We start from the raw sequence: 23,917 nt of genomic DNA on the forward strand, positions 1-23,917 counted from the left end.
TATTTTTTACATAACAACGATTAAAAAATGGATATCAAACAAATACAGGAACTGATTAAATTTGTTTCACGTTCTGGTGTAAACGAAGTTGCCATTGAGCAGGAAAACTTTAAAATCACCATTAAAACAAACCAGGCACCAACAGTTGTGCACGCAACTGTACCGCAAGCACCACTTGTTCAGGCAGCAGCACCGGTAGCTACAGCTCCTACTGCACCAGTAGCCGCAACTCCAGCAGTACCTGCTGCAGAAGATACTTCAAAATACATCACGATTAAGTCGCCAATGATTGGTACTTTTTACCGTTCATCAAGCCCTGATAAACCAATGTTTGCAAACGTAGGTGATGAGGTAAGCACAGGCAAAGTAGTTTGTATTATCGAAGCAATGAAGTTATTTAACGAAATTGAAAGTGAAGTTTCGGGCCGTATTGTTAAAATATTGGTAGAAAATGCCTCACCAGTTGAATACGATCAACCATTATTTTTAGTAGAACCTATTTAATTATTAGCGAAAACTTTCTACTATTATTTGCGTCACCCTGAACTTGTTTCAGGGTCTCATTTTTTTAAAATCATTTAGATGTTGAAATAATTTCAGCATGACGATAGTACTTTTAAGAAAGACTGACGAAAAAGGAAAATTATGTTTAAAAAAATACTAATTGCCAACAGGGGCGAAATCGCTTTGCGTATTATCCGTACCTGTAAGGAAATGGGCATCAAAACGGTTGCTGTTTATTCTACCGCCGATCGCGAAAGTTTACACGTACGTTTTGCTGATGAGGCTGTTTGTATTGGCCCGCCACCCAGTAAAGATTCTTATTTAAATATCCCAAATATCATTTCGGCTGCTGAATTAACAAATGCCGATGCCATCCATCCAGGTTACGGGTTTTTATCAGAAAATGCTAAATTTTCTAATATTTGCCGTGAATACAACATCAAATTTATTGGTGCTACCCCTGAACAAATTAACGGCATGGGCGATAAAGCTTCTGCAAAAGAAACCATGAAAATTGCTGGTGTACCCACAATTCCAGGTTCTGAAGGTTTATTAAACAGCGTTAAAGAAGGTATTGCCATTGCAAATGAAATGGGTTACCCGGTTATACTTAAAGCGACTGCCGGCGGTGGTGGCCGTGGTATGCGTGTAGTGTGGAAAGATGAAGATTTTGAAAATGCCTGGGACAGTGCCCGTCAGGAATCTGGTGCAGCATTTGGTAACGATGGCCTTTATTTAGAAAAGTACATCGAAGATCCACGTCACATTGAAATCCAGATCATTGGAGATCAGTTTGGCAAAGCCTGTCACCTTTCTGAGCGTGACTGTTCTATCCAACGTCGTCACCAGAAATTGGTAGAAGAATCTCCTTCGCCATTTATGACGGATGAATTGCGTGTAAGAATGGGCGAAGCTGCAATTAAAGGCGCAACAGCTGTAAATTATGAAGGTGCCGGAACAATCGAATTTTTGGTTGATAAACACCGTAACTTCTACTTTATGGAAATGAATACCCGTATCCAGGTAGAACACCCGGTTACTGAAGAGGTAATCAACTTCGATTTAATTAAAGAACAAATTAAAGTTGCGGCTGGTATTCCAATATCAGGAAAAAATTATTTCCCTGATATGCATGCCATCGAATGTCGTATTAATGCAGAAGATCCGTTTAATAACTTCCGTCCTTCACCAGGAAAAATTACTAATTTCCACTCACCAGGTGGTCACGGTGTAAGGGTTGATACGCACGTTTATGCGGGTTATCAAATTCCATCCAACTATGATAGTATGATTGCGAAATTAATTTGTGTGGCTCAAACCCGCGAAGAGGCAATTTGTACAATGGAACGTGCTTTAGGCGAATTTGTAATTGAAGGTGTTAAAACAACTATTCCTTTTCACTTACAATTGATGAAAGATCCTAATTTTAGAGCAGGTAATTTCACAACCAAATTCATGGAAACATTTGTTTTATCAGAATAAGTATTTATTAAAAATATGTAAGCCACGTTATAAAATAACGTGGCTTTTTTTTTGCGGGCCAGTTTCGTTTGATCTCATTTCAGGGGGCGGTGGTGGCTACACTGGACCGCCAATCGTGATTGGTGGCGGAGGTAGTGGTAACGGCACTGTCGAAGGTGGAGTTAGCGAAGGATCTAAAACAACATCGTCTGTTACTTTTGAAGAAACAGAGACTACGGGAATTCCCAACTCAAATCCTGAAAAAATAACGTATTCTGCGCAACTTCATTGTTCAGCCGGATCCGGAACACCAGTTGCAATTGTTGAATCTGTTTCTAATATGTTTATGAAAGTAGTAAATGATTCCTCAACTACATATTTACCAGATGGAACAGAGGACAGGTACACCACATTAATGAATAAATCACATAACCATAGCCCTTTTGGTTTATAAAATGATATTTGTATGATTAGTAGATATTAATAAGTCACTCTTCATTTGAAAATTATAACTTGAGATGTTTTTGTAAATTTATTATTAATGTTTTATAGCCATCTGTTTTGAAAATATTTAATGTACAACCGATACAGGTAATAGAATATATCCTTAATGAAGAGCATTTAGATAAAAGCCATAAAAATTATAGTTATGAGTCTGGCTTTGGTTTTACAGGCAGGGTAATTGAATCTTTAAATACAATGATTATCACATTTGGTATTAATTACACTATAGATGATGATCATTGTGCCTCAAATGTTTATCCTTCAAATTCAAACAAGTTTTCGATTCAGGTTGAAGGTGAGATAGGTGATGGAGAGATATTTTTTTCCTATAGCAGTTCGTGTCAGTTTAACTTTAAAAGTGAAGGTTTCGAAGAAGATTTACAATCAATGATTGAATTTTTAGACGGGTACTATGAGCATACTCAAACATTTCTAACACAATATGCTCCTATTCAGCTAAAAGCAAAAGAAGAAGAAATACGTATGAAACATACATTGAAAGCTAATGCCCTTGCAGCAATCGAGAATTTACGTGAAAATAACATGTATCAATTTTAACCCTAATTATAATTAAACTTGTAATTAAGTCCCTTTATTTAGCATCTACAATAGCTTTTATTATAGATTAAGAAGACCAAAAAACAACTTCATAAAATATAAATAAGCAAAAGCAAGATTAAAGGCATCCACATTTCTCATAATAATATAAACTATTTCTATATTTAACACGTAAATACCATTCTATTCATTTAGAATGGTATTTTTGTTTTCAACATGAGCGACACTAAAGAAAAAAGATCCCTAATCAAGAGCGTAGCAAATAAAGGCACAACGTTAGAAGCCGAAATGTCCTTTTTTGATCATCTGGACGTTTTACGTAAACATTTAATCAGAGCTGCTTTAGCAATAGCTGTTTTTACCGGTATTGCCTTCTATTTTAACGAGGAAATCCTGGACAAAATTATTTTCGGGCCCAAAAAACCTGATTTCTGGACTTACAGAATGATGTGTAAACTGGTTGAGCACTTCCCTTCTCTTGGAAAAGATATGTGCATCACCAAAATTAACGGTGAAATTATTAATACCGAAATGGCCGGACAATTTAACCTGCAGTTGAATGTGTGCGTTATGTGTGGTATCGTAGCGGGTTTCCCCTATCTGCTATGGGAAATCTGGCGGTTTATAAAACCCGCCCTTCACGAAAAGGAACGCAAATCGGCCAGTGGCTTTGTATTTTCTGCCTCTGTTTTATTTATTATTGGTATTTTATTCGGATACTTTATTATCTGTGCTTTATCCGTTAACTTTTTAACCGGTTATACAGTAAGCAGCGAGATCAAAAATACATTTACCATTGATTCGTATGTGTCGTCAATTGCCACTTTAACCCTTGGTACCGGTATAATCTTTGAACTTCCTATTATTATTTTCATCCTGTCAAAATTAGGTTTAATGACCCCTAAGCTGATGAGATCGAGCAGAAGATATGCTACAGTAATTATTTTAATTATTGCTGCTGTTGTAACCCCAACCCCTGATATTTTAACGATGTTAACCGTTTCAGCTCCACTGTTCTTATTATATGAGCTCAGTATTTTTGTTTCTGCTTACATTGAAAAGAAAAAGAAAAAAGAGGAAGCAGCTTTCTATGCTAACTAACAAAAACATTACGAATACATTTCATAATTCTATATAAATTTGGATAATGTCTGATACAAAGATAAAAATTGCTATTGGCGCTGATCATGCGGGCTTTGAATACAAAGAAGTACTAAAAAATTTCCTTAAACAATATGAGGTTAAGGATTTTGGCACACACACGGCTGATTCTGTTGATTATCCTGATTTTGCCCACCCCGTAGCTTCGGCAGTGGAAAGTGGAGAATTTGATTATGGTATTTTGATTTGTGGCTCGGCCAACGGCGTAGCCATTACAGCAAACAAACATCAGAAAATAAGAGCGGCACTTTGCTGGGAAAATGAAGTTGCATCACTTGTGCGCAAACATAATGATGCCAATGTTTTATGCATCCCGGCCAGATTTGTATCGGAAGAACTTGCAAAAGAAATGACAACTACCTTTTTAAATACTGATTTTGAAGGTGGTCGTCATCAAAACAGGGTTGAAAAAATATCCTGTTAAAGCCGAACAACTAACTTATTAACCAAAATATGAATAAAAATTTTTTAACCCTCAGCTTAGCGTCCCTATTAAGCCTGGGTTGCTTTGCTCAAATTAAGCCACTTGCTCCAAATAAGGATGCAATTAAGTTTGGTCAGGCTATTAATCCAAAATCGGCCTACAGCCACCTTTCGATACTGGCGTCTGACGAGTACGAAGGCCGTGAAACAGGTACAAAAGGAGCTTGGATGGCTGCCGATTACATCAAAAACTATTTTAAATCAATCGGATTAAAAGGTCCGGTTAATGGCGATTATTTTCAAAAAATCGACCTCGTTAGTTATGCCATTTCAGAGAGTATGCTAACCATAAACGGCCAGCCAAAAAGTGCCTATAAAGATTTTATTATTCCTACCAATGCAGTGGGTTTAAACGGTTTTACCTTTAGTGCCGACGACGTTGTTTTTGCAGGTTACGGTTTATCAAAAGATGGATATAATGATTACGACGGCATTAATGTAGATGGCAAAGTTGTAATTATTTTTGCCACCGGAGATCCATTACCAAAAGGTGATGAAAAATCAGACCGCAGATCGGCGATGATGGCGAGGTCAAAAAAGTTGAGTTATCTTAGCCAGAACAAAGCTAAGGCTGTAATTTTAATTGATCCTACCTTGGATAATATGACCGAAGAACGTAAAGCTTCATATACCAAAGGTCAAAGTGTAATGAAATCAGCTGAAATAGTTGAGCGGATGAAAAAGCAAAACCCTTTTACTACAATTTTAGTTTCTACTGCAACGGCAAATGAAATTTTAAAAACCGCAGGAACATCAGTTGAAGCGTTACAGAAAAAAATAACTGAAACTAAAAAACCTGCATCACAAAATATCAGTGTTGCCATCTCTGCAAGTGCAATGAAAGCAGAAACTTCGTTGCGTTGTGAAAATGTATTGGGTTTCCTGGAAGGAAGCGATCCGCTATTGAAAAAAGAGATTTTAATTTTAACAGGCCACTACGATCACATTGGGGTTACACCTGAAGTTGAAGGACCAGACAAAATTAATAATGGTGCAGATGACGACGGATCTGGAACTACAGGTGTTTTATTGATGGCAAAGGCATTTATGGATGCTAAAAAAGCAGGAAAGGGCCCAAAACGCAGTATTTTATTTATGACGGTTGTAGGTGAAGAAAAAGGACTTTGGGGTTCTGACTGGTATTCTGAGCATCCGGTATTTCCTTTGGAAAACACCATTGCTGATTTAAATACAGATATGATCGGTCGTATTGGAGAAGAATATTTGGGCAAGCCTGATTCTGCAAACTACATCTACTCAATTGGTTCGAATATGTTAAGCAGCGATTTAGGCAAACTAAGTGAGCAGGTTAATGCAACTTATACCAAACTGAAATTAGACTATAAATACGATGATCCATTAGATCCTCAACGTATTTATTACCGTTCGGATCATTACAATTTTGCTAAACATGGTATTCCGATTATTTTCTATTACGATGGTATGTTGGAGCAGGATTACCACAGACCCGGAGATGAGGTGAGCAAAATTAACTTTCCACTTTTAACAAAAAGAGCCCACTTAACTTATTATACAGCGTGGGAATTGGCAAACAGACCAAAACGCCCAGTTGTTGATATGGATGGAAAAGGCAATCCAAAAAAATAATAAAGTCAAAATAGTACAGCCCCGGCAAAATGTCGGGGCTTTTTTCTGCACATTATTTTTGCCGGCACAAGAATTTCCTATCTTTGAAATATGATGAAGACTGCCGATGAATTCTTAGAAAAATCTGATGAAAAAGCTTTCGATCTCCCTCACCGTAAAACCATTAATTACAACATTGGTAAATATAATGCGGCTGTAGAACGGGGCTTATCAAAATTTGAAAATCTGGAAGCATCAAAGAAGAAAGCAAATGTGATAAAGTGGCGTGTGATGGAAAACCTGGATAAATTCCTTCCGGAATTTGAGGCTAACTTTCAACGTCGCGGTGGAAAAGTAATTTGGGCTAACGATGCCGAAGAAGCACAACGTGAAATCCTGAACATCATCAAAAGAAATAATGGTAAAACGGTCATCAAATCAAAATCAATGACGACCGAAGAAATTCATTTAAACGAATTTCTGGAAAGCAACCAAATAGAATCATTAGAAAGTGATTTGGGCGAATATATTGTTCAATTGTTAGGTCAACCACCCTACCATATTGTAACGCCGGCCATGCACCTGAGTGCGGTGGAAATTGCTAAACTTTTTCACGATAAATTTGGTACGCCACTGGATGCCACTCCAGAACAGCTTACCCAAAAAGCAAGAGAACTGCTTCGCGATAAATATTTAAATGCCGATATAGGTATTAGTGGTGGCAACTTTTTAATTGCCGATACAGGCAGTATTGCCCTTACAGAAAACGAAGGTAATGCGCGCTTAAGTACAACTTTCCCTAAAATTCACATTGCTATTGTTGGGATAGAAAAAGTTATTCCTTCCATGGCTGATCTGGATTTATTCTGGCCATTACTGGCCTCGCATGGAACGGGCCAAAACCTGACTGTTTACAACACCATTTTAAGCGGCCCACGGCAACCAAATGAAACCGATGGCCCGGAAGAAATGTATGTGGTTTTACTTGATAATGGCCGCACCAATCTTCTGGCGCAAAAAGAACAACGCCAGGCCCTGTACTGCATTCGCTGCGGCGCTTGCTTAAATGCCTGTCCGGTTTATAAAAATATAGGAGGCCATACTTACAACACAACCTATAGCGGGCCCATTGGCTCCATTATTACGCCTCATTTAAAAGGTATGGAAGAGTTTAAACATTTAAGCTATGCTTCCAGTCTGTGCGGCAAATGTTCTGAAGTGTGCCCGGTTAAAATCGATATCCATAAAATGTTACTGCTTAACCGCAGGGATGCTGCTGCAACACATGAAAATGGCAAAGTTGAAGAAATTGGCTGGAATATGTTTAGCAAAATGATGCTAAAACGTAAATGGATGGATTTTTTCGGCGGAAAATTTAAAAACTTCATGCTTAAAACTTTTTTTAAAAAGAGCTGGGGCAAATACCGGGAGATGCCAAAAGTTGCAGATAAATCATTTGCTAAACAATGGGAAGAAATTAAAAAGAGTAAAGAATCATAAGTTTATTAACTTTAATTCAAAACCAAATAACCAAATTTTATGCAGTTCGACCGTAAAGATAAAGACAACCAGTTTCTGTTAGAGATTTATAAAAAGTTGCTTTATCCCAGGATGGTTGAAGATAAAATGTTAAAACTACTTCGGCAAGGTAGAATTGGTAAATGGTTTTCGGGCATTGGACAGGAAGCTATTGCGGTTGGCAGCACATTGGCCATGCATGCTGAAGAGTATATTCTGCCTATGCACCGTAACCTCGGCGTTTTTACCTCGCGGGATATTCCCCTAAAAAAATTAATGGCGCAATGGCAAGGCAAATTAACTGGCTTTACCAAAGGCAGAGACCGCTCTTTCCATTTCGGTACACAAAACTATAAAATTATTGGAATGATTTCCCATTTAGGCCCACAAATGGCCTTAGCGGATGGAATTGCCCTGGCTGATGTATTGGCAAAAATACAACATGCCACATTGGTTTTTACCGGCGAAGGCGCCACCAGTGAGGGCGATTTTCATGAAGCCGTAAATGTTGCTGCCGTGTGGAACCTACCCGTGATTTTTCTGATTGAAAATAATGGATATGGCTTATCTACCCCGATAAATGAACAGTTTAAATGTAAAAACTTAGCTGATAAAGCTATCGGATACGGCATTGAAGGTGTGCAAATTGATGGAAATAATGTTTTAGAGGTTTTTGACACGATAGATCGGATTGCCAAAGACATTCGCCAAAACCCGCGACCTGTATTGTTGGAGTGTTTAACTTTCAGAATGCGTGGGCATGAAGAAGCATCAGGAACTAAGTATGTACCACAGGAATTATTAGATGAATGGGAAAAGAAAGATCCGTTATCAAATTATGAATTCTTTTTAATTGAAGAAGGTATTTTAAATCCGGATGCCATCCATAACTTAAGAACTCAGTTTAAATCAGAAATAGAAGCTGAAGTTGAAGCCGCTTTTAATGAACCTGAGCCAGCAGCAAATGCGGCTGATGAGGAAAAAGATATGTATTTCCCTTTTCAACAGGACATTGTTAAGGCTGGACCTATTTCAACCGAAAAACGATATTTAGATGCCATAACCGATGCGCTGGATTTGGCCATGCAGAAATACCCTAACCTGGTTATTATGGGACAGGACATTGCTGATTATGGTGGCGCATTTAAAATTACCGATGGTTTTACCAAAAAGTACGGTAAAGAAAGGGTTAGAAATACCCCTATTTGCGAATCTGCCATTGTGGGCACCGCGCTTGGTCTTTCTATTAATGGGTATAAAGCTGTAATGGAAATGCAATTTGCAGATTTTGTTACCGTGGGCTTTAACCAGATTGTAAATAATTTAGCTAAAACACATTACCGTTGGGGCGAAAAAGCAGATGTGGTGGTGCGCATGCCTACAGGTGCGGGTACAGGTGCAGGCCCCTTCCATTCGCAAAGCAACGAGGCATGGTTTACTAAAACGCCAGGCCTTAAAATTGTGTACCCGGCATTTCCTGAAGACGCAAAGGGCTTACTTCTTGCGGCAATAGAAGATCCTAATCCGGTTTTATATTTCGAACATAAGTTCCTTTACAGGAGTTTAACAGGCCCCGTACCCGATCAATATTTTACAACAGAAATTGGGAAAGCCGTAACGCTTGCAACCGGAACTCAATTTACCATAATTACTTATGGATTGGGGGTACATTGGGCGCTTGATTATCTTAAAAACAACCTGCAAAACGATGCAACTTTAATAGATTTACGCACCTTGCAACCATGGGATAAAGAAACCGTGTTTAATGCAGTTAAGCAAACCGGCAGGGTTTTAATTTTACATGAAGACACCCTAACAAATGGTTTTGGTGCTGAAATATCGGCATGGATTGCCGAGCATTGCTTCGAATACCTGGATGCTCCGGTTATGCGTTGTGCAAGTTTAGACACTGCAATTCCAATGAATAAAATACTGGAAGATGATTTTTTAGCAAAAGCCAGGTTAGCAGCAAGCATAGATAAACTTCTTAAATATTAAGAATGAAGTTTAACAGCAGAAAAAGCTTAGGGTTTAAAATCGTAATTTTGGCTACCGCAATCTTACTACCCAGTACAGCCATTTTCAGTTACTTTAACACTCATTCTACCTTTTCTACCTTATTCTCAGCTATAATTTGTTTAGGAACATCGTGCTTTTTATTATGGATTTACTTTGCTACTTTTTATAAAATAACCGGTAACGAGCTGACCTACAGAAGCGGCCCGATAAACGGTAAAATATTGATCTCACAAATCATAGAAATACAAACTAATGCAAGTAATTTTGTAGGCTTAAAGCCTGCAATGGCTGCTAAAGGATTAATTGTAAAATATAACCGCTGGGATGAAATTTATTTAAGCCCCAAGCGTGAACAAGATTTTATTGCTGAATTATTAATCGTTAATCCCGCAATAAAAGTCGGAACAAAATAGCAAAGCGCTAAAAACACAAAACATGAGCAATTTTAAAGTTGAAGGTAATATTGTTGACATTGCAAAGAGAACTATTTTTTTTGGCGAGGTTGAAGTTGAAAATGGTAAGATTAAATCCATTAATTCCTTAACAAATTTGGTCAAAGCAGATTCAAATTATATTCTTCCAGGCTTTATCGACAGCCATGTGCACATTGAAAGCAGCATGCTTATTCCAAGTGAATTTGCCAGACTGGCTGTTGTTCACGGAACGGTTTCTACCATTAGCGATCCACACGAAATTGCCAACGTTTGTGGAATGGAGGGCGTTGAGTTTATGATTGAAAATGGCAATACGGTTCCATTTAAATTCTACTTTGGAGCACCAAGCTGCGTTCCGGCAACAGTTTTTGAAACTGCAGGTGCTGAGTTAAATCATGATGACGTTAAAGCACTTTTAAGCCGTCCTGAAATAAAATATTTAAGCGAAATGATGAATTTCCCCGGTGTTTTGAATAAGGATGAAGAAGTGCTTAAAAAAATTGCTGCTGCACATGCATTGGGCAAACCGGTCGACGGGCATGCGCCTGGCTTACGCGGTGAGGCTGTACAACAATATATTGACGCCGGAATTTCTACAGATCATGAGTGTTTTACCGCTGAAGAAGCTTTAGATAAACTACAAAGAGGAATGAAGATTCTGATTAGGGAAGGTAGTGCCGCTAAAAATTTTGAAGCGCTGATCAACCTGTTAAATGATTGGCCGGAAATGATGATGTTTTGCAGCGATGATAAACATCCCGACAGCCTTGTTGAAGGCCATATTAACCAGCTTTGCGCCAGGGCGGTGGAAAAAGGAATAGATATTTTTAATGTATTGCAGGCCGCCTGCATTAATCCGGTTCTCCATTATAAATTGGATGTTGGCACTTTAAAAATTGGTGATTTTGCTGATTTTATTGTTGCTGAAGATTTAATCAACTTTAAAATAAAGCAAACCTATATTGATGGGATTTTATTAGCTGAAGATGGTAAAGTTGTAGGCGATTGGGTAAAACACATTGAAGACCGTGAATCTGTAAATCAGTTTTCCTGCAGTTTAAAAGAAGAAAAAGATTTTATTTATCCGTTTTCGGGCCAGCCTGAGATTCCGGTTATTGAAGCTTTGGATGGCCAGCTTATTACAAAAAAACTATTGCACAAACCAAAAGTTAACGATGGAAATGTAATTAGTGATTTAGAAAATGATATACTGAAAATGGTGGTGGTAAACCGTTACCACGATGCGCCGGTTGCGGTATCATTTGTTAAGAACTTTGGCTTAAAAGAAGGTGCCATTGCATCGAGTGTTGCACACGATAGCCATAACATTATTGCCGTTGGCGTTGATGATAAAAGCATCTGCGAAGCAGTTAATTTGATTATTAACGAAACTGGTGGCGTTGCGGCTTTAAATCCGTTGAAACAGGAAGTATTGCCCTTGCCTGTGGCTGGCTTAATGAGTAACCACAATGGTTATGAGGTTGCAGAACGTTATACTTCAATTGATCAGTTTGCAAAAGAATTAGGCTCTACATTGATTGCTCCGTTTATGACGCTTTCTTTTATGGCGCTGCTCGTTATTCCTCATTTAAAGTTAAGTGATAAAGGTTTATTCGACGGAGATGAATTTAAATTTGTTTAATAAGGGTAATTGTAATTTTAAATGCAATAAAAACCTGCAAGTTGTATTTCTTAGCCAGCAGATGCTTCACTATGTTCAGTCTTAATCCATCAAAAATACTTCGGCCAGCGGATTAAAAAGATAAATTCTTTTGTCATCCAGGCAAACACAACGATAACGTTTCCGGATGCGGTCGCCCTTGGTAAACCGCCTTCCATCTTTAATTTTAAAATTGGCGTGTAAAGGCAATTGTTCTAAATGTAAAGTATCTGTATTAGCAGCATCATATTTTTTTAGAGCCCTCGATAAGTGCAGGTCAGAACAACTTGAAGCCGCCGGATTGGCCATGTAATTATTAATGGCTTTATGCACATCTTCCGGAAAAATTCTCAGATCGAAAAATGGAACCATCATTCGTTTAAAATTGTTTTTCCATTCAGAACCATGAGGTTTTACCTTATTCTTAAAATCATTCCAGGTTAATAAATGAGCAAATTCATGCACTGTGGTTACCAGAAAAGAATAATGATTCAGGTTATAGTTTACTGAAATACGATGCCCCTTATCCCGGTAAGGATGGCGGTAATCGCCAAGTTTGGTAGAACGGGTTTTAGCAATTTTAAATTCGCATTGAAAATAATCTATCCACTTAGCAATTAACGGTGCCGCCTCCGCTGGCATATATTGCGCTAAAACATTAACTTTCTCGTTCATATTAATTTAACCACAAAGTTCGCAAAGTTTTTCACAAAGAAAAAAAGAAAACTTAAAGCCATTTCTCAAACCTACCCCTATCAAATGATAAAATTTACGCGGCATGTCCTGCGCATTAAATTTATATACTTTCAGGTTACCACTAAGCTATTCTTCGCTTGGAAACAACGAAGCTAAGGCCATTTTTATTTCCCCAAAAGTATAATCGTTTCCAAGAAAGTCCTTAACTACCTTTAATGATTTCGTCTCAAGGTTTTCAATGGCTGCAATAATATTTTTAAGTTTATTCGATCTTACAAAAGACCTCACATCTAATTGTTTGGTTGATACGTAATACGCTAAATGCCCTTCGATTGTAGTTAAAGACAAACCGCGTTCCTTTGCAATTTCCTGCAGGGTTTTGCCCTGATTATACAAGTCAAAACTAATTAGTTTAGTATCGGGCTTTGGCTCTTTTTTCTTCTTTTCTACAGGTGTTTTTACTTTTAACACCGCTCCTTTTAACTGAACGGCTTTCTGTAATTGTTGATTTCTTTCGGTACTATTCAATAAAGCATCCGTATCTGCCTTACTAAATTCTTTTCCATCAATAATTGCTTTTAACAAGGCCTTACTTTTATGCAGCTTTTTCAATTGCTCATAAACCAAAATTTCAAGCTCCAGCAACTCAGTTAAATAAGTTTTAACCTGTTTTTCTTCTTTAACACTTTCTATATGGCCCAAAAACCGGTCAGAAACACCCTTTATCAGCGGACTAAAATATTTTAATGCAGCATCTACCCTTTTAGAAACATTAAATAGCGTATGTTCTGTTTGTTGCGCAAACATTGTTTTCAACTGATTAATAAAGGTATCTGCCGTTGCTGTAATCTTCTGAAAGTCGACATATAAAGCAGTCGTCCAGTCATCATGTTTCTGTTTGGCCGATTTGCCTTCTCTTTTATCAAAAGTTTGCACATGCTCCTTAATGTAATAACGGATGATATTCAGATCAAAGGCCGTTAACAAATAGCTTTTAATGAACATATAACTTTCCGAACTAATTTGATTGTTCAGTACATCGGCAGGTTGCTTACTCTTAGAAAAATAATGAATATTCTGATCCTGCTGCAATCCGCCATCGCGCAAATGCGAGGTTAAAACCAATCCATTTAAAGACCTTAGTCGCGAAAGTGCTACATAAGCTTGTCCTGGTGCAAAAGCGTCGCCAACATCAATAATTGCTTTATCAAAAGTTAAGCCCTGGCTTTTATGCACGGTTATGGCCCAGGCCAGTTTTATAGGGTATTGAACAAAAGAACCGGCAACATTTTCTTCTATTTCATTGGTTACTTCATTAAGTTTATACTTTACATTTTCCCAGGTGTATGGCGAAATGGCGATTACAACTTTATCTTCCGGAAGTTCAATCTCAATTAGATCTTTCTCAATGTTGTGAACAACCCCGATTTTACCATTGTAATACCGTTTTTCGATGCCCATATCATTTTTAATAAACATAACCTGGGCACCAACTTTAAGTTCTAAATTTTTATCATTTGGATAGGCATATTCGTTAAAATCGCCCTGAACTTTAGCATCAAAAAAATAAGACTTAGTTTTAAGTTGGGTTAAACGTTCACGGTTTATGCCATCTGCTTTATTATTATGCGTAGTTAAGGTAATGTAATTTTCGTCAGATGAAGGTTTAAAATCCTGTTTAAAATGCGTTTTGAGTAGGGTAGTATCCTCTACGGTGATCTTATTATTCCTTAAATTATTTAACAAACTGATAAAAACATCGTCACTCTGACGGTAAATTTTATCCAGTTCAATATAAATTGGTGGATCATTTTGTAAAGCAAGGGCATCAAAAAAGTAAATACTTTTGTAAAAATGGGCCATTATCCGCCACTCATCATTTTTAACCACAGGTGGCAACTGATGTAAATCGCCGATAAATAAAAGCTGAACGCCACCAAAAGGTACATTTCTGTTTCTCCTGATGTAACGCAAAGAAAAATCAATTGCATCCAGCATGTCTGCGCGCAACATACTTACTTCATCAATAACCAATAGTTCCAGTTCTTGCAACATCCGGCGTTTATTGCCTTGCATATTTAAATGCTTAACTATAGTTCGGGGTGTGTTAAAGTTAAAGCTGATGTTTTCGTTTATAATCTGGCTTGCCGCATCTGGAAAAAAGGCACCAAAAGGCAATTGAAAAAGTGAGTGAATGGTAACTCCTGCAGCATTAATAGCCGCAATTCCGGTTGGGGCGGCGATTAATACTTTTTTATGCGTTGATTGAATCAGCTTACGCAAAAAAGTTGTTTTTCCTGTTCCGGCTTTTCCAGTTAAAAAAACGTGCTTGGATGTATAATTAACAAACTTAGCTGCAATTTCGGCAGGCAAGATCGACTCTTCTAAATCAGGCATCAGACTTCAAATTAGGTGGATGGTAAAATGAGGGAAGGCAAATAAAAATAACCAATTAATTGCAAAAATAGAAATTTTAGCCGGACGGTACTATTTCCTCCTACCCTAATACTAACATTTAATGTTAAACCGCTGGGTTTTGAATCGATCTATATTTTGATAGGATAAATTAACCTTTCATTTTATAAAAAACTAAGGTTGGTACAGGAGTAAATAGAATTCTTAATTTACGATAGAAAAACACAAAATTCCGACCTTGCAATTATAACTCCGCTCCACTTAAACAATTAGCCAGTTTTTACTATCTTTGCAACCTCATGAAGCACAAGTCGAAACTTCTTTTTTCTGCAAGATTTCTTTAACGCTTCCTCCTATCTTATAATTTCCTTTTTATTATGCTTAACCCTGAAATAGAAAAACGTAAAACCTTTGCCATTATTAGTCACCCCGATGCAGGTAAAACTACATTAACAGAAAAATTTCTGCTTTTTGGTGGTGCCATTAATACGGCTGGTGCTGTAAAAAGAAATAAGGCTAACCAAAGCAATACTTCAGATTTTATGGAGATTGAAAAGCAACGTGGAATTTCTGTTGCAACTTCGGTTATGGGTTTTGAATATAGTGGTAAACGTATTAACATCTTAGATACGCCTGGCCACAAAGATTTTGCTGAAGATACTTACAGAACTTTATCGGCTGTAGACAGCGTTATTTTGGTAGTAGATTGCGTAAAAGGGGTTGAGGAACAAACTGAAAAATTAATGTCGGTTTGCCGCATGCGTAACACGCCGGTAATTATCTTTATTAATAAAATGGATCGGGAGGGTAAAGAAGCCTTCGATTTATTAGATGAGATAGAAGAAAAATTAAACATCAGTCTTTGTCCGCTTTCATGGCCTATTGGGCAGGGGCATACATTTAAGGGTGTTTATAGCATTTACAACAAACACCTTAATCTTTTTAATTCGGATAAAACGAAGGTTACGGATTCTGTTGTTGCCGCTAATGATTTAAACGATCCATCCTTACTTGATTACCTAAAAGAAAATGAAATTAACAACCTTAAAGATGATGTAGAGCTGGTTGAAGGTATTTATGGTACCGTTGATAAATCTCTATATACTGAAGGTTTACTGGCACCGGTATTTTTTGGAAGTGCCATTAATAACTTTGGGATTAAGGAGCTGCTGGATACTTTTATTGAAATCGCACCAAGTCCGCGCCATCGTGAAGCTGAGGAACGTGATGTACTGGTAGATGAAAAAAACTTTAGTGGTTTTGTTTTTAAAATCCACGCCAACCTGGATCCTAAACACCGTGATAGAATTGCCTTTTTAAGAATTTGCTCAGGCAAGTTCGAACGTAATAAATTTTATTTCCACACCCGTCAGAATAAGAAACTAAAGTTTTCTAACCCGATGGATTTTATGGCCAATGAGAAAAGCATTGTTGAAGAAGCATGGCCCGGCGATGTTGTGGGTTTATACGATAGTGGCAACTTTAAAATTGGCGATACGCTTACCGAAGGAGAAAAGCTGCAGTTTAAGGGTATTCCAAGTTTCTCTCCATCTATTTTTAAAGAGGTTGAAAATATGGATCCTTTGCGTACCAAACAATTAGAAAAAGGTATTGAACAATTAACAGATGAGGGTGTTGCACAGTTATTTGTTATGCAACCGGGTAACCGTAAAGTGATTGGTGCAGTTGGTGAACTTCAATTTGAGGTAATCAATTTCAGGCTGGAGCATGAGTATGGCGCTAAATGTCGTTTTCGTACTTTAAGTTACAGCAGATCAAGCTGGGTAAATTCTACAGATAAGAAAAAGTTGGACGAATTTGTTAAACGTAAACAACAACATATTGGCGTTGATAAGGAAGCAAATCCGGTATATTTAGCGGACAATGATTATATGATTAACTTGACCAAACAAGATTATCCGGATATTGATTTTTACAAAACAAGTGAATTTAAATAACTTATAATTGAACTGAGGTAATTAGTAATAACGATTTCAGCTGCATTTGGAATGAAATTTGGACGATCCATAATATGCGAAAACCTGGCCGATACAAAATAAATACAACCTCATTTGATTACTATTGGACTAAAGGCGCCGGTTTAGCATTATTGAATAAACTTCCTGATGCTTTAGATCTTAAAAAGGCAGAATCTTTTGTGCCCTACCTCTTTGATTTTGATCAACCCGGTGATGAGCTGGTTAATGAATTACATCAGAAAGTTGGCTTTGTGCAGGCTCAAAAAACGGTAGACGATTACTTTGAGAATAAGGAAGGGTTTGATGCACATTCAAAAAAAATACTGGACAACTTTTTTGATCAGATTAAACTCATTCCGGATTGGCTGGATCAGGATTTATTACAATACGGGCTTGACTTTAGTCAGCGTTCGGGCATATCAGGATTAATTGTTCTTCGCAATTACTGTTTAATGGGTGGCTATGAATCGGCTGCGATTAACAAACCCTTAATTTACACTGGTGCACTAAAAAAAGGTGCGGCCAAACGTTTAACAGATACCACTGTTTTTTGGGTTGATGTTACTGAAGATGACGCATTATCTATAGGTAAGGCTGGCTTTAGGGCCGTTATAAAAACGCGGTTTATTCATGCTTTTTCGCGAATAAACATTCTAAAATCTACGGATTGGGAAACAGAAAAATGGGGCATTCCTTTAAATACCTGGGACATGCTTGCCACCAATCTTGGCTTTTCTTTGGTTTACATGGTTGGGCTTCAAAAAATAGGAATTGAGGCCAGCGAGAAAGAATCTCTTGGTCTTTTTCACCTTTGGAAATACATCGGTTATTTGTTGGGCATACCTGAACATTTACTGCCTAATAATGAAGTTGAAGCCATTGAAGCTTTATACTATTGGACCATGACGCAGTCTGAAGGAGATGAAGACACTATTTTATTGGCCCAGGCTTTACAGGAAGAACCAATACATGCTGCTTATCCTCCTTTTAAATTGGGCCGTAGCATAATGCACGAGCTGCATTTATACTATAATCATTTTCTATTGGGTGATTACTCCTGTGGCTTATTAGGCCTAAAGAAAACAAACCTGGGCAAGATTGCTCATTTGAATATTTTTAGAAATAGGTTTCAGCATTATAGAATGACGACTGAAAAGCAACGGCAAAAGGCCATTAAACAGGGGCGTAAACAACATGAAGATGTTAAGCGCATTTACTCAACCCATAAAGCTAAGTAGCAAAGCAAAAAGCGTTTCTTCAAAATTGAAGAAACGCTTTTTGCTTTAACCCGGTTTAAGTTTTTCGATTAAAAATTTGCATCCGATATTGGAAACTGCTTAACTACGTTTTCTTTTTTTACCTTTTCTTTTCCCCATCGCTCTTTAACGGTGCTCGTATTTAAAACAGTAACAAACTTTAAAGGGTCGCCAGGCGATTCTGAAATGATTACCTCAGCAAAGCTATTTGAATCCAATTCTGCCGGACTTTGTTTTAAAACATCAAAATTGCGCTTTTCCAGTTCACTTATAAATTCACTTTTGTTGCCAACATAGGGAATAATGACAAATGGCTTCCTTAATTTCATCCAGTCATCATTCAGTTCAGAAAAAGGTTTAGCTACCTGGCCATTAATAACAGCGATTAGAATACTGGTTAAAATAATAACAAATTCTCCAAACCAGATGATCCAAAGCATTAAACCAGATAGATTAGAACTGCCTTCTATTCTAAAGGTGCCTACTTCATTTAAACCTGCAATTTCTTTAAATAAAATATTTGGATGTATAAATAAGTGGAAAACATCTTTAGCTAAGATTTTAAGATCATCGGCACTTAAGTTAAAAGTAAATCCTTTCTCGCTATACATCAATTCGTCAAAAAGAACCCATTGAAAATAAAAAGCGAGTAAGCCGCAAAAAACAGCGATAGAAACAGCAGCTTTTATACTTCTTATTTTACCTATTTTAATCCCCAAATCGATAAAAAAACCTAAGCCAATGCCTAACATGATGGCACTAATTGCTGCAAACCAAATATTAGGAATCAATCGGTTTACAATAATATAAACTGCAGGCAAAATTAATGAAGCCAGAATACCAAAAAGTGCAGTTTTTAAGACACCAGATGCAGATGCTACACCTGATGGAGAGTACGTTTGTGCCATAAAATGTTATTTTTAACTTGCTATAATTGTTTTCCTTTCCCTACTATTCCATCAATTAAATTTATTTTAGTTTGCTTAATGCCGTTTTTATTCTCGGCATCATATCTTTTATATCCTGTAAAGTACAGGCACCCACCGAGGCCCTAAACCAGGGCATGCTGTGCTCATTTCCGAAAGCAGAAAAAGGAACTAAAGCGGCTCCGGCTTCTTTTATCAGATAGAAATTTACATCTGTACTGTCTTTTAACACTTGACCATCTTCGGTTGTTTTACCAATATAATCTATTTTAATGGTTAAATAAATTGCGCCCATTGGTTCAACGGCATCAACACTAAAACCTTCAGCTTTTAAATCGTTAAATCCGTTATAAAGCGCATTTAAACTATCCTGAATCTGGCCTTTAAACTTGGTTAAGAAAGTATCAACCTGTGTTTTATCGTTAAAATAGTTAGACATAGCTACCTGCTCTGCTTTTGGTGCCCATGCGCCCATGTGACCAACCAAAGCTTTCATTCTGTTTACAATATCTTCCGGACCAAAGCCCCAACCTACACGTACACCTGTTGCGGCCAGGCATTTAGAACTGCCATCAACAAAAACAGTGAATTCTCTCATCGCCGGACGTAACGAAACCGGATTTACATGCGCTTTACCAAAAGTTAAAAGGGAGTAAATTTGATCGTACATTAAATACAAGGGCTTTTCATCAGCACCACGGGTTGCATTTTCTTCCAGAATTACGTCACAGATTTCTGCTAAAGAATCTGCATCGAACATGGTTCCGGTAGGGTTTAACGGCGAACACAAGGCCAGTAAAGTTGCACCTTTTAAATGTGGTTTTAATTGAGCAGCCGTTGGCATAAAATTATGTGCGGCATCCGTTTCTACAGCAATTGCCTTTGCCGAAGTTAAATGGCAGTAGTGATTGTTGTTCCACGATGGTGCAGGAAATACAACCGTATCGCCCGGATCAATTAATGCTAAATAAGTAGCGTAAATTAACGGACGGGAACCACCCGAGACTAAAATACTATTGGTGTTATACTCTAAACCAAATCGCTCCTTTAATAATTCAGAAACAGTTTCTCTTAATACTAAAACACCATCTGCAGGTGGGTAATTGGTTTGATTTTGATTATAGGCTTCTACAATTCCTGCTTTTAATTCAGTTGGAATTGGATAAATATTGGCATCAAAATCGCCAATAGTTAAGTTTGCGATAGAAGCGCCTTTGCGTTTCATTTCGTTAACCTCGTTACCAATTTTTATAATCTCTGAACCGATTAAAGAACCGGCTAATGCTGAAACTTTCATATTATGCTATTAAATTTTCTATTGCTTTATTAACCTTCTCGAAGCCAAACTGAGACAAAACATCCTGCATTGCTGCATTAATTTGCTCGTTACAAAGGTTGCCTATGCTTCCTTCGTGTGTATGATGTATTTGGCTCGATGGCGCAAAAGTACCATTTTCTATTTGTTCGCCAACTATTTTATATGCTTCTCTAAAAGGAACGCCCTGCAAAGCAAGCTCATTAACCACCTCAACACTAAACAAATAGTCGTATTTTTTATCTTTTAAAATATCATCTTTGATGCTGATGTTCTGAAACATGAAGGTTGCGATTTCCAAGCATTCGTTTAACGAAGTAATGGCCGGGAAAAGATTTTCCTTTAACAACTGCAAATCCCTGTGGTAGCCCGAAGGCAAATTGGTAATCATCATGGCAATTTCATTCGGCAAAGCCTGAATTTTATTACAACGAGAACGGATCAATTCAAAAACATCCGGATTTTTTTTGTGCGGCATAATACTACTTCCGGTGGTTAACTCTGCCGGGAAGCTGATAAAACCAAAATTCTGATTGATGAATAAGCATACGTCCATTGCCATTTTAGCTAAAGTTGCAGCAATTGATGACATGGCCTGCGCTAAAATCCGTTCTGTTTTTCCCCTACCCATCTGCGCATAAACTACATTGTAATTTAAACTTTCAAAGCCAAGCAATTCAGTCGTCATAGTTCTGTTTAAAGGAAAAGAAGAGCCATAACCAGCAGCAGAACCTAAAGGGTTTTTGTTGGTAATTTTCCATGCAGCAAGCATCATTTCCATATCATCGGCAAGGCTTTCGGCATAAGCCCCAAACCATAGTCCAAATGATGACGGCATGGCAATCTGCAAATGTGTATAGCCCGGCAACAATTTATCTTTGTGCGCATTACTCAGTTTTATCAGCTCATTAAACAAAGTGGAAGTTTGCCCAACCATATCTTCAATGCAGGCTCTGAAAAACAGCTTTAAATCTACCAAAACCTGGTCGTTACGCGAACGGCCGCTGTGTATTTTTTTACCCGCCTCGCCAATACGCTCCGTAAGCAACCACTCTACCTGCGAGTGTACATCCTCTACACTATCCTCTATTTTAAAATTACCGGATTCAATTTCGGCATAAATATTTTTAAGTTCTTTTTGAACGGTTTTTAATTCATCTGCCGTAAGCAGGTTAATGGTTTCGAGCATTTCAGTATGGGCCAAAGAGCCCAAAACATCAAATTTTGCCATTTGGAGATCCAATTCACGATCTTTACCAACGGTAAAACTTTCTACGAACTTATTTACGTCAATATTTTTTTGCCAGATTTTCATAATTGTACTCCATTATTGCGAGGTATGGAGCAACCTCTTTAATATTAAAAAATTTATCTGCCACACACTTTGCAAATAGATTGCTTCGTGCCTCGCAATGACGATTTATTATATAGCAGTTTTACCCCAAAACAACTGGTTTCAACATATTTACATATCCTTCCACACCTTCGGCAACCTCTTTAACATATAAAAATTCATCGGCCATATGCGAGCGACCTGAAAAGCCGGGGCCACATTTTACGGATGGAATATCTAATAATGCTTGATCGGAAGTTGTTGGCGAACCATAAGTTGTTTTTCCAAGTGCAACACCAGACTTAACAACCGGATGATCTTTATCAATTGACGAAGGTTTTAAGCGGATAGAACGAGGTGTTACGTCGCAATCTACATTTGCCCTGATTATTTCTAAAACTTCTTCATTGGTGTAAGCATCTGTTACCCGAACGTCAACCGTGAAAGTACAATTTGCCGGCACAACATTGTGTTGAGAACCTGCATTAATAATCGTAACCGTCATTTTTAAAGCGCCAAAAACCTCAGACACCTTTGGAAACTGATAATTTCTAAACCATTCAATATCTTTTAATGCTTTGTAAATTGCATTTTCCCCTTCTTCGCGTGCAGCATGACCTGCTTTACCATGCGAAACACAATCAATGACTAAAAGGCCACGCTCGGCAATAGCCAGGTTCATTTCAGTTGGCTCTCCAACAATTCCAAACTCCAGTTTACCCAAATCCGGCAATACCAGCTCCAGTCCGTTATTTCCCGAAATTTCTTCCTCTGCAGTTGCAGCAAGGCAAATGTTGTATTTTAAATTTTCTTTGGAATAGAAATAAAGAAAAGTTCCGATTAAAGAAACCAGGCAACCGCCTGCATCATTACTACCTAAGCCAAATAATTTATCGCCTTCTATTGCCGCATCATAGGGATCGCGGGTATAACCAGAATTTGGTTTAACCGTATCGTGGTGCGAGTTTAAAAGAAGTGTTGGTTTGGCAGAATCGAAATGTTGATTGTATGCCCATACGTTGTTCATTTTACGCTGGGTTTTAATCCCTCTCTCCTCCAAAAACTGCGCAATTAAGTTCGCTGTTCTATCTTCTTCTTTGCTAAAAGACTGGATGCGGATCAATTGTCGCAATAAATCCAGGCTTTCTTTCTGTATATTTTCAATCATATTTACAATTTTAGAATTATGATTTACGATTTTGGTCGTTTCTACGTATAGTAATATTTTGTGCTCTTCATTAAAATATCGCTGTTCATATTCGTAAATCTGATATCGTAATTCGTAAATTAATTTAGCCCTCTTTAGTATACAAATTACCGGCTTTTAATGCTGAAAGTTTAATGCCTTTTATTAATGATGAACTAAAGCCATTATGTTCCATTTCATTTAAACCAGCAATGGTACAACCTTTCGGCGAAGTTACCTTATCTATTTCTGATTCGGGGTGTGTTCCATGCAATAAAAGCAAATCTGCCGCCCCCTTTGCCGTTTGTACAGCCATTTTTAAGGCTTCATCTGCATGAAAACCAATTTCAACACCACCTTGCGATGCCGCTCTGATTGCTCTTAAAAAGAAAGCAATACCACAGGCACAAAGTGCGGTAGCAGAAGTCATTAAATCTTCGTTAATTTTAACCACCGAGCCTACCGTTTCAAACATACGGGTTACACTTTCAATATTTTGTACGGAAGCATTGTCGCTCGCTATACAAGTCATAGATTGGCCGATGGCTATTGCCGTATTGGGCATCGCCCTGATCACTTCAACATCATCACCTAATTTCTCGCGAACCGCCAGGCAACTCACCCCCGAAATTACAGAAATAACCAAGTGTTTAGCCGGAACAACAGCCGATTGTATTTCATCAAGCACTGTATTTAACTGCTGAGGCAATACGGCTAAAATAACAACATCCGCATTTGCAACGGCCTGTTTATTGTTATTGCTCACCTGAAAACCAGCTTCAGCAAAAGATTTTAAATGGTCGATATTTCTACGGGTAAGGGTAATATCTTCTGCTTTGGCAAAAGCAGCTTTTACCAATCCTTTGGCTAATGATAAACCGATATTTCCGCTTCCGATAATGGCTATTTTTTTCATTGTTTA

At 37.7% G+C, this 23,917-nt stretch carries 20 protein-coding genes; 13 read left to right on the forward strand and 7 right to left on the reverse strand.

Features of this window, described 5'->3' with window-relative positions; all coding sequences use genetic code 11:
* Positions 1–27 precede the first annotated feature (27 nt).
* The 11 genes from accB (at position 28) to ade (ending at position 11,871) form a co-directional block, all read left to right on the forward strand.
* Positions 28–504, forward strand: coding sequence for an acetyl-CoA carboxylase biotin carboxyl carrier protein (gene accB, locus R2Q77_RS01765; protein WP_316801993.1), 477 nt, complete (start codon positions 28–30; stop codon positions 502–504).
* 141 nt (positions 505–645) lie between these two features.
* Positions 646–1,986 (forward strand): acetyl-CoA carboxylase biotin carboxylase subunit, encoded by a 1,341-nt coding sequence (gene accC, locus R2Q77_RS01770; protein ID WP_316801994.1) that lies wholly within the window; start codon positions 646–648, stop codon positions 1,984–1,986.
* Positions 1,970–2,419, forward strand: coding sequence for a hypothetical protein (locus R2Q77_RS01775; protein ID WP_316801995.1), 450 nt, complete (start codon positions 1,970–1,972; stop codon positions 2,417–2,419). Before accC ends, R2Q77_RS01775 begins: the two co-directional genes overlap by 17 nt.
* Before the next feature lie 107 nt (positions 2,420–2,526).
* Positions 2,527–3,027 carry a hypothetical protein gene (locus R2Q77_RS01780; protein WP_316801996.1) on the forward strand — a complete coding sequence of 167 codons (501 nt, stop codon included), beginning with the start codon at positions 2,527–2,529 and terminating at the stop codon, positions 3,025–3,027.
* Between the two features lie 216 nt (positions 3,028–3,243).
* The gene (gene tatC / locus R2Q77_RS01785) at positions 3,244–4,128 is read left to right on the forward strand and encodes a twin-arginine translocase subunit TatC (protein WP_316801997.1); all 885 of its coding nucleotides are present in this window, start codon (positions 3,244–3,246) and stop codon (positions 4,126–4,128) included.
* Positions 4,129–4,174: 46 nt separating this feature from the next.
* A complete protein-coding gene (gene rpiB / locus R2Q77_RS01790; protein WP_316801998.1) occupies positions 4,175–4,612 on the forward strand; it encodes a ribose 5-phosphate isomerase B in 438 nt (145 codons plus the stop codon).
* Between the two features lie 29 nt (positions 4,613–4,641).
* Positions 4,642–6,279 carry a M28 family peptidase gene (locus R2Q77_RS01795; protein ID WP_316801999.1) on the forward strand — a complete coding sequence of 546 codons (1,638 nt, stop codon included), beginning with the start codon at positions 4,642–4,644 and terminating at the stop codon, positions 6,277–6,279.
* A gap of 90 nt (positions 6,280–6,369) precedes the next feature.
* Positions 6,370–7,758: a LutB/LldF family L-lactate oxidation iron-sulfur protein gene (locus R2Q77_RS01800; protein ID WP_316802000.1), complete on the forward strand. Its 1,389-nt coding sequence runs from the start codon at positions 6,370–6,372 to the stop codon at positions 7,756–7,758.
* A 39-nt stretch (positions 7,759–7,797) separates the two neighbouring features.
* Positions 7,798–9,774: a dehydrogenase E1 component subunit alpha/beta gene (locus tag R2Q77_RS01805; RefSeq protein ID WP_316802001.1), complete on the forward strand. Its 1,977-nt coding sequence runs from the start codon at positions 7,798–7,800 to the stop codon at positions 9,772–9,774.
* A 2-nt stretch (positions 9,775–9,776) separates the two neighbouring features.
* Positions 9,777–10,208 (forward strand): PH domain-containing protein, encoded by a 432-nt coding sequence (locus R2Q77_RS01810; protein ID WP_316802002.1) that lies wholly within the window; start codon positions 9,777–9,779, stop codon positions 10,206–10,208.
* 22 nt (positions 10,209–10,230) lie between these two features.
* Positions 10,231–11,871, forward strand: coding sequence for an adenine deaminase (gene ade, locus R2Q77_RS01815; protein WP_316802003.1), 1,641 nt, complete (start codon positions 10,231–10,233; stop codon positions 11,869–11,871).
* A gap of 81 nt (positions 11,872–11,952) precedes the next feature.
* Here ade and R2Q77_RS01820 read toward each other — a convergent pair whose 3' ends face one another.
* Positions 11,953–12,564 (reverse strand): SprT-like domain-containing protein, encoded by a 612-nt coding sequence (locus R2Q77_RS01820; protein WP_316802004.1) that lies wholly within the window; start codon positions 12,562–12,564, stop codon positions 11,953–11,955.
* Positions 12,565–12,711: 147 nt separating this feature from the next.
* Complete coding sequence (locus R2Q77_RS01825; RefSeq protein ID WP_316802005.1) at positions 12,712–14,982, reverse strand: helix-turn-helix domain-containing protein; 2,271 nt, start codon at positions 14,980–14,982, stop codon at positions 12,712–12,714.
* 395 nt (positions 14,983–15,377) lie between these two features.
* On the opposite strand from R2Q77_RS01825, the gene R2Q77_RS01830 reads away from it, so the two are divergent.
* Together R2Q77_RS01830 and R2Q77_RS01835 are read left to right on the forward strand one after the other, a co-directional pair.
* Positions 15,378–16,958, forward strand: coding sequence for a peptide chain release factor 3 (locus tag R2Q77_RS01830; RefSeq protein ID WP_316802006.1), 1,581 nt, complete (start codon positions 15,378–15,380; stop codon positions 16,956–16,958).
* A gap of 74 nt (positions 16,959–17,032) precedes the next feature.
* Entirely contained in the window at positions 17,033–18,217 is a 1,185-nt protein-coding gene (locus tag R2Q77_RS01835; RefSeq protein ID WP_316802007.1) for an oxygenase MpaB family protein, read from the forward strand.
* A 68-nt stretch (positions 18,218–18,285) separates the two neighbouring features.
* Here R2Q77_RS01835 and R2Q77_RS01840 read toward each other — a convergent pair whose 3' ends face one another.
* The 5 genes from R2Q77_RS01840 to proC form a co-directional block, all read right to left on the reverse strand.
* Positions 18,286–19,143 carry a hypothetical protein gene (locus R2Q77_RS01840; protein WP_316802008.1) on the reverse strand — a complete coding sequence of 286 codons (858 nt, stop codon included), beginning with the start codon at positions 19,141–19,143 and terminating at the stop codon, positions 18,286–18,288.
* 61 nt (positions 19,144–19,204) lie between these two features.
* Positions 19,205–20,458, reverse strand: coding sequence for a pyridoxal phosphate-dependent aminotransferase (locus tag R2Q77_RS01845; protein ID WP_316802009.1), 1,254 nt, complete (start codon positions 20,456–20,458; stop codon positions 19,205–19,207).
* Between the two features lies 1 nt (position 20,459).
* A complete protein-coding gene (gene argH / locus R2Q77_RS01850; protein ID WP_316802010.1) occupies positions 20,460–21,791 on the reverse strand; it encodes an argininosuccinate lyase in 1,332 nt (443 codons plus the stop codon).
* A 121-nt stretch (positions 21,792–21,912) separates the two neighbouring features.
* The gene (locus R2Q77_RS01855) at positions 21,913–22,977 is read right to left on the reverse strand and encodes a M20 family metallo-hydrolase (protein ID WP_316802011.1); all 1,065 of its coding nucleotides are present in this window, start codon (positions 22,975–22,977) and stop codon (positions 21,913–21,915) included.
* Positions 22,978–23,101: 124 nt separating this feature from the next.
* Entirely contained in the window at positions 23,102–23,911 is an 810-nt protein-coding gene (gene proC / locus R2Q77_RS01860) for a pyrroline-5-carboxylate reductase (protein ID WP_316802012.1), read from the reverse strand.
* Positions 23,912–23,917: the final 6 nt, after the last annotated feature.

This window comes from Pedobacter nototheniae (assembly GCF_032678625.1).
GTDB classification, from domain to species: Bacteria; Bacteroidota; Bacteroidia; order Sphingobacteriales; family Sphingobacteriaceae; genus Pedobacter; species Pedobacter nototheniae_A.

Excerpts from the sequence above, each read along its gene's own strand:
- accB (WP_316801993.1), top strand. The coding sequence starts at position 28 with ATGGATATCAAACAAATACAGGAACTGATTAAATTTGTTTCACGTTCT.
- accC (WP_316801994.1), top strand. The coding sequence starts at position 646 with ATGTTTAAAAAAATACTAATTGCCAACAGGGGCGAAATCGCTTTGCGT.
- tatC (WP_316801997.1), top strand. The coding sequence starts at position 3,244 with ATGAGCGACACTAAAGAAAAAAGATCCCTAATCAAGAGCGTAGCAAAT.
- rpiB (WP_316801998.1), top strand. The coding sequence starts at position 4,175 with ATGTCTGATACAAAGATAAAAATTGCTATTGGCGCTGATCATGCGGGC.
- R2Q77_RS01795 (WP_316801999.1), top strand. The coding sequence starts at position 4,642 with ATGAATAAAAATTTTTTAACCCTCAGCTTAGCGTCCCTATTAAGCCTG.
- R2Q77_RS01800 (WP_316802000.1), top strand. The coding sequence starts at position 6,370 with ATGATGAAGACTGCCGATGAATTCTTAGAAAAATCTGATGAAAAAGCT.
- R2Q77_RS01805 (WP_316802001.1), top strand. The coding sequence starts at position 7,798 with ATGCAGTTCGACCGTAAAGATAAAGACAACCAGTTTCTGTTAGAGATT.
- R2Q77_RS01810 (WP_316802002.1), top strand. The coding sequence starts at position 9,777 with ATGAAGTTTAACAGCAGAAAAAGCTTAGGGTTTAAAATCGTAATTTTG.
- ade (WP_316802003.1), top strand. The coding sequence starts at position 10,231 with ATGAGCAATTTTAAAGTTGAAGGTAATATTGTTGACATTGCAAAGAGA.
- R2Q77_RS01820 (WP_316802004.1), bottom strand. The coding sequence starts at position 12,564 with ATGAACGAGAAAGTTAATGTTTTAGCGCAATATATGCCAGCGGAGGCG.
- R2Q77_RS01825 (WP_316802005.1), bottom strand. The coding sequence starts at position 14,982 with ATGCCTGATTTAGAAGAGTCGATCTTGCCTGCCGAAATTGCAGCTAAG.
- R2Q77_RS01830 (WP_316802006.1), top strand. The coding sequence starts at position 15,378 with ATGCTTAACCCTGAAATAGAAAAACGTAAAACCTTTGCCATTATTAGT.
- R2Q77_RS01835 (WP_316802007.1), top strand. The coding sequence starts at position 17,033 with ATGCGAAAACCTGGCCGATACAAAATAAATACAACCTCATTTGATTAC.
- R2Q77_RS01840 (WP_316802008.1), bottom strand. The coding sequence starts at position 19,143 with ATGGCACAAACGTACTCTCCATCAGGTGTAGCATCTGCATCTGGTGTC.
- R2Q77_RS01845 (WP_316802009.1), bottom strand. The coding sequence starts at position 20,458 with ATGAAAGTTTCAGCATTAGCCGGTTCTTTAATCGGTTCAGAGATTATA.
- argH (WP_316802010.1), bottom strand. The coding sequence starts at position 21,791 with ATGAAAATCTGGCAAAAAAATATTGACGTAAATAAGTTCGTAGAAAGT.
- R2Q77_RS01855 (WP_316802011.1), bottom strand. The coding sequence starts at position 22,977 with ATGATTGAAAATATACAGAAAGAAAGCCTGGATTTATTGCGACAATTG.
- proC (WP_316802012.1), bottom strand. The coding sequence starts at position 23,911 with ATGAAAAAAATAGCCATTATCGGAAGCGGAAATATCGGTTTATCATTA.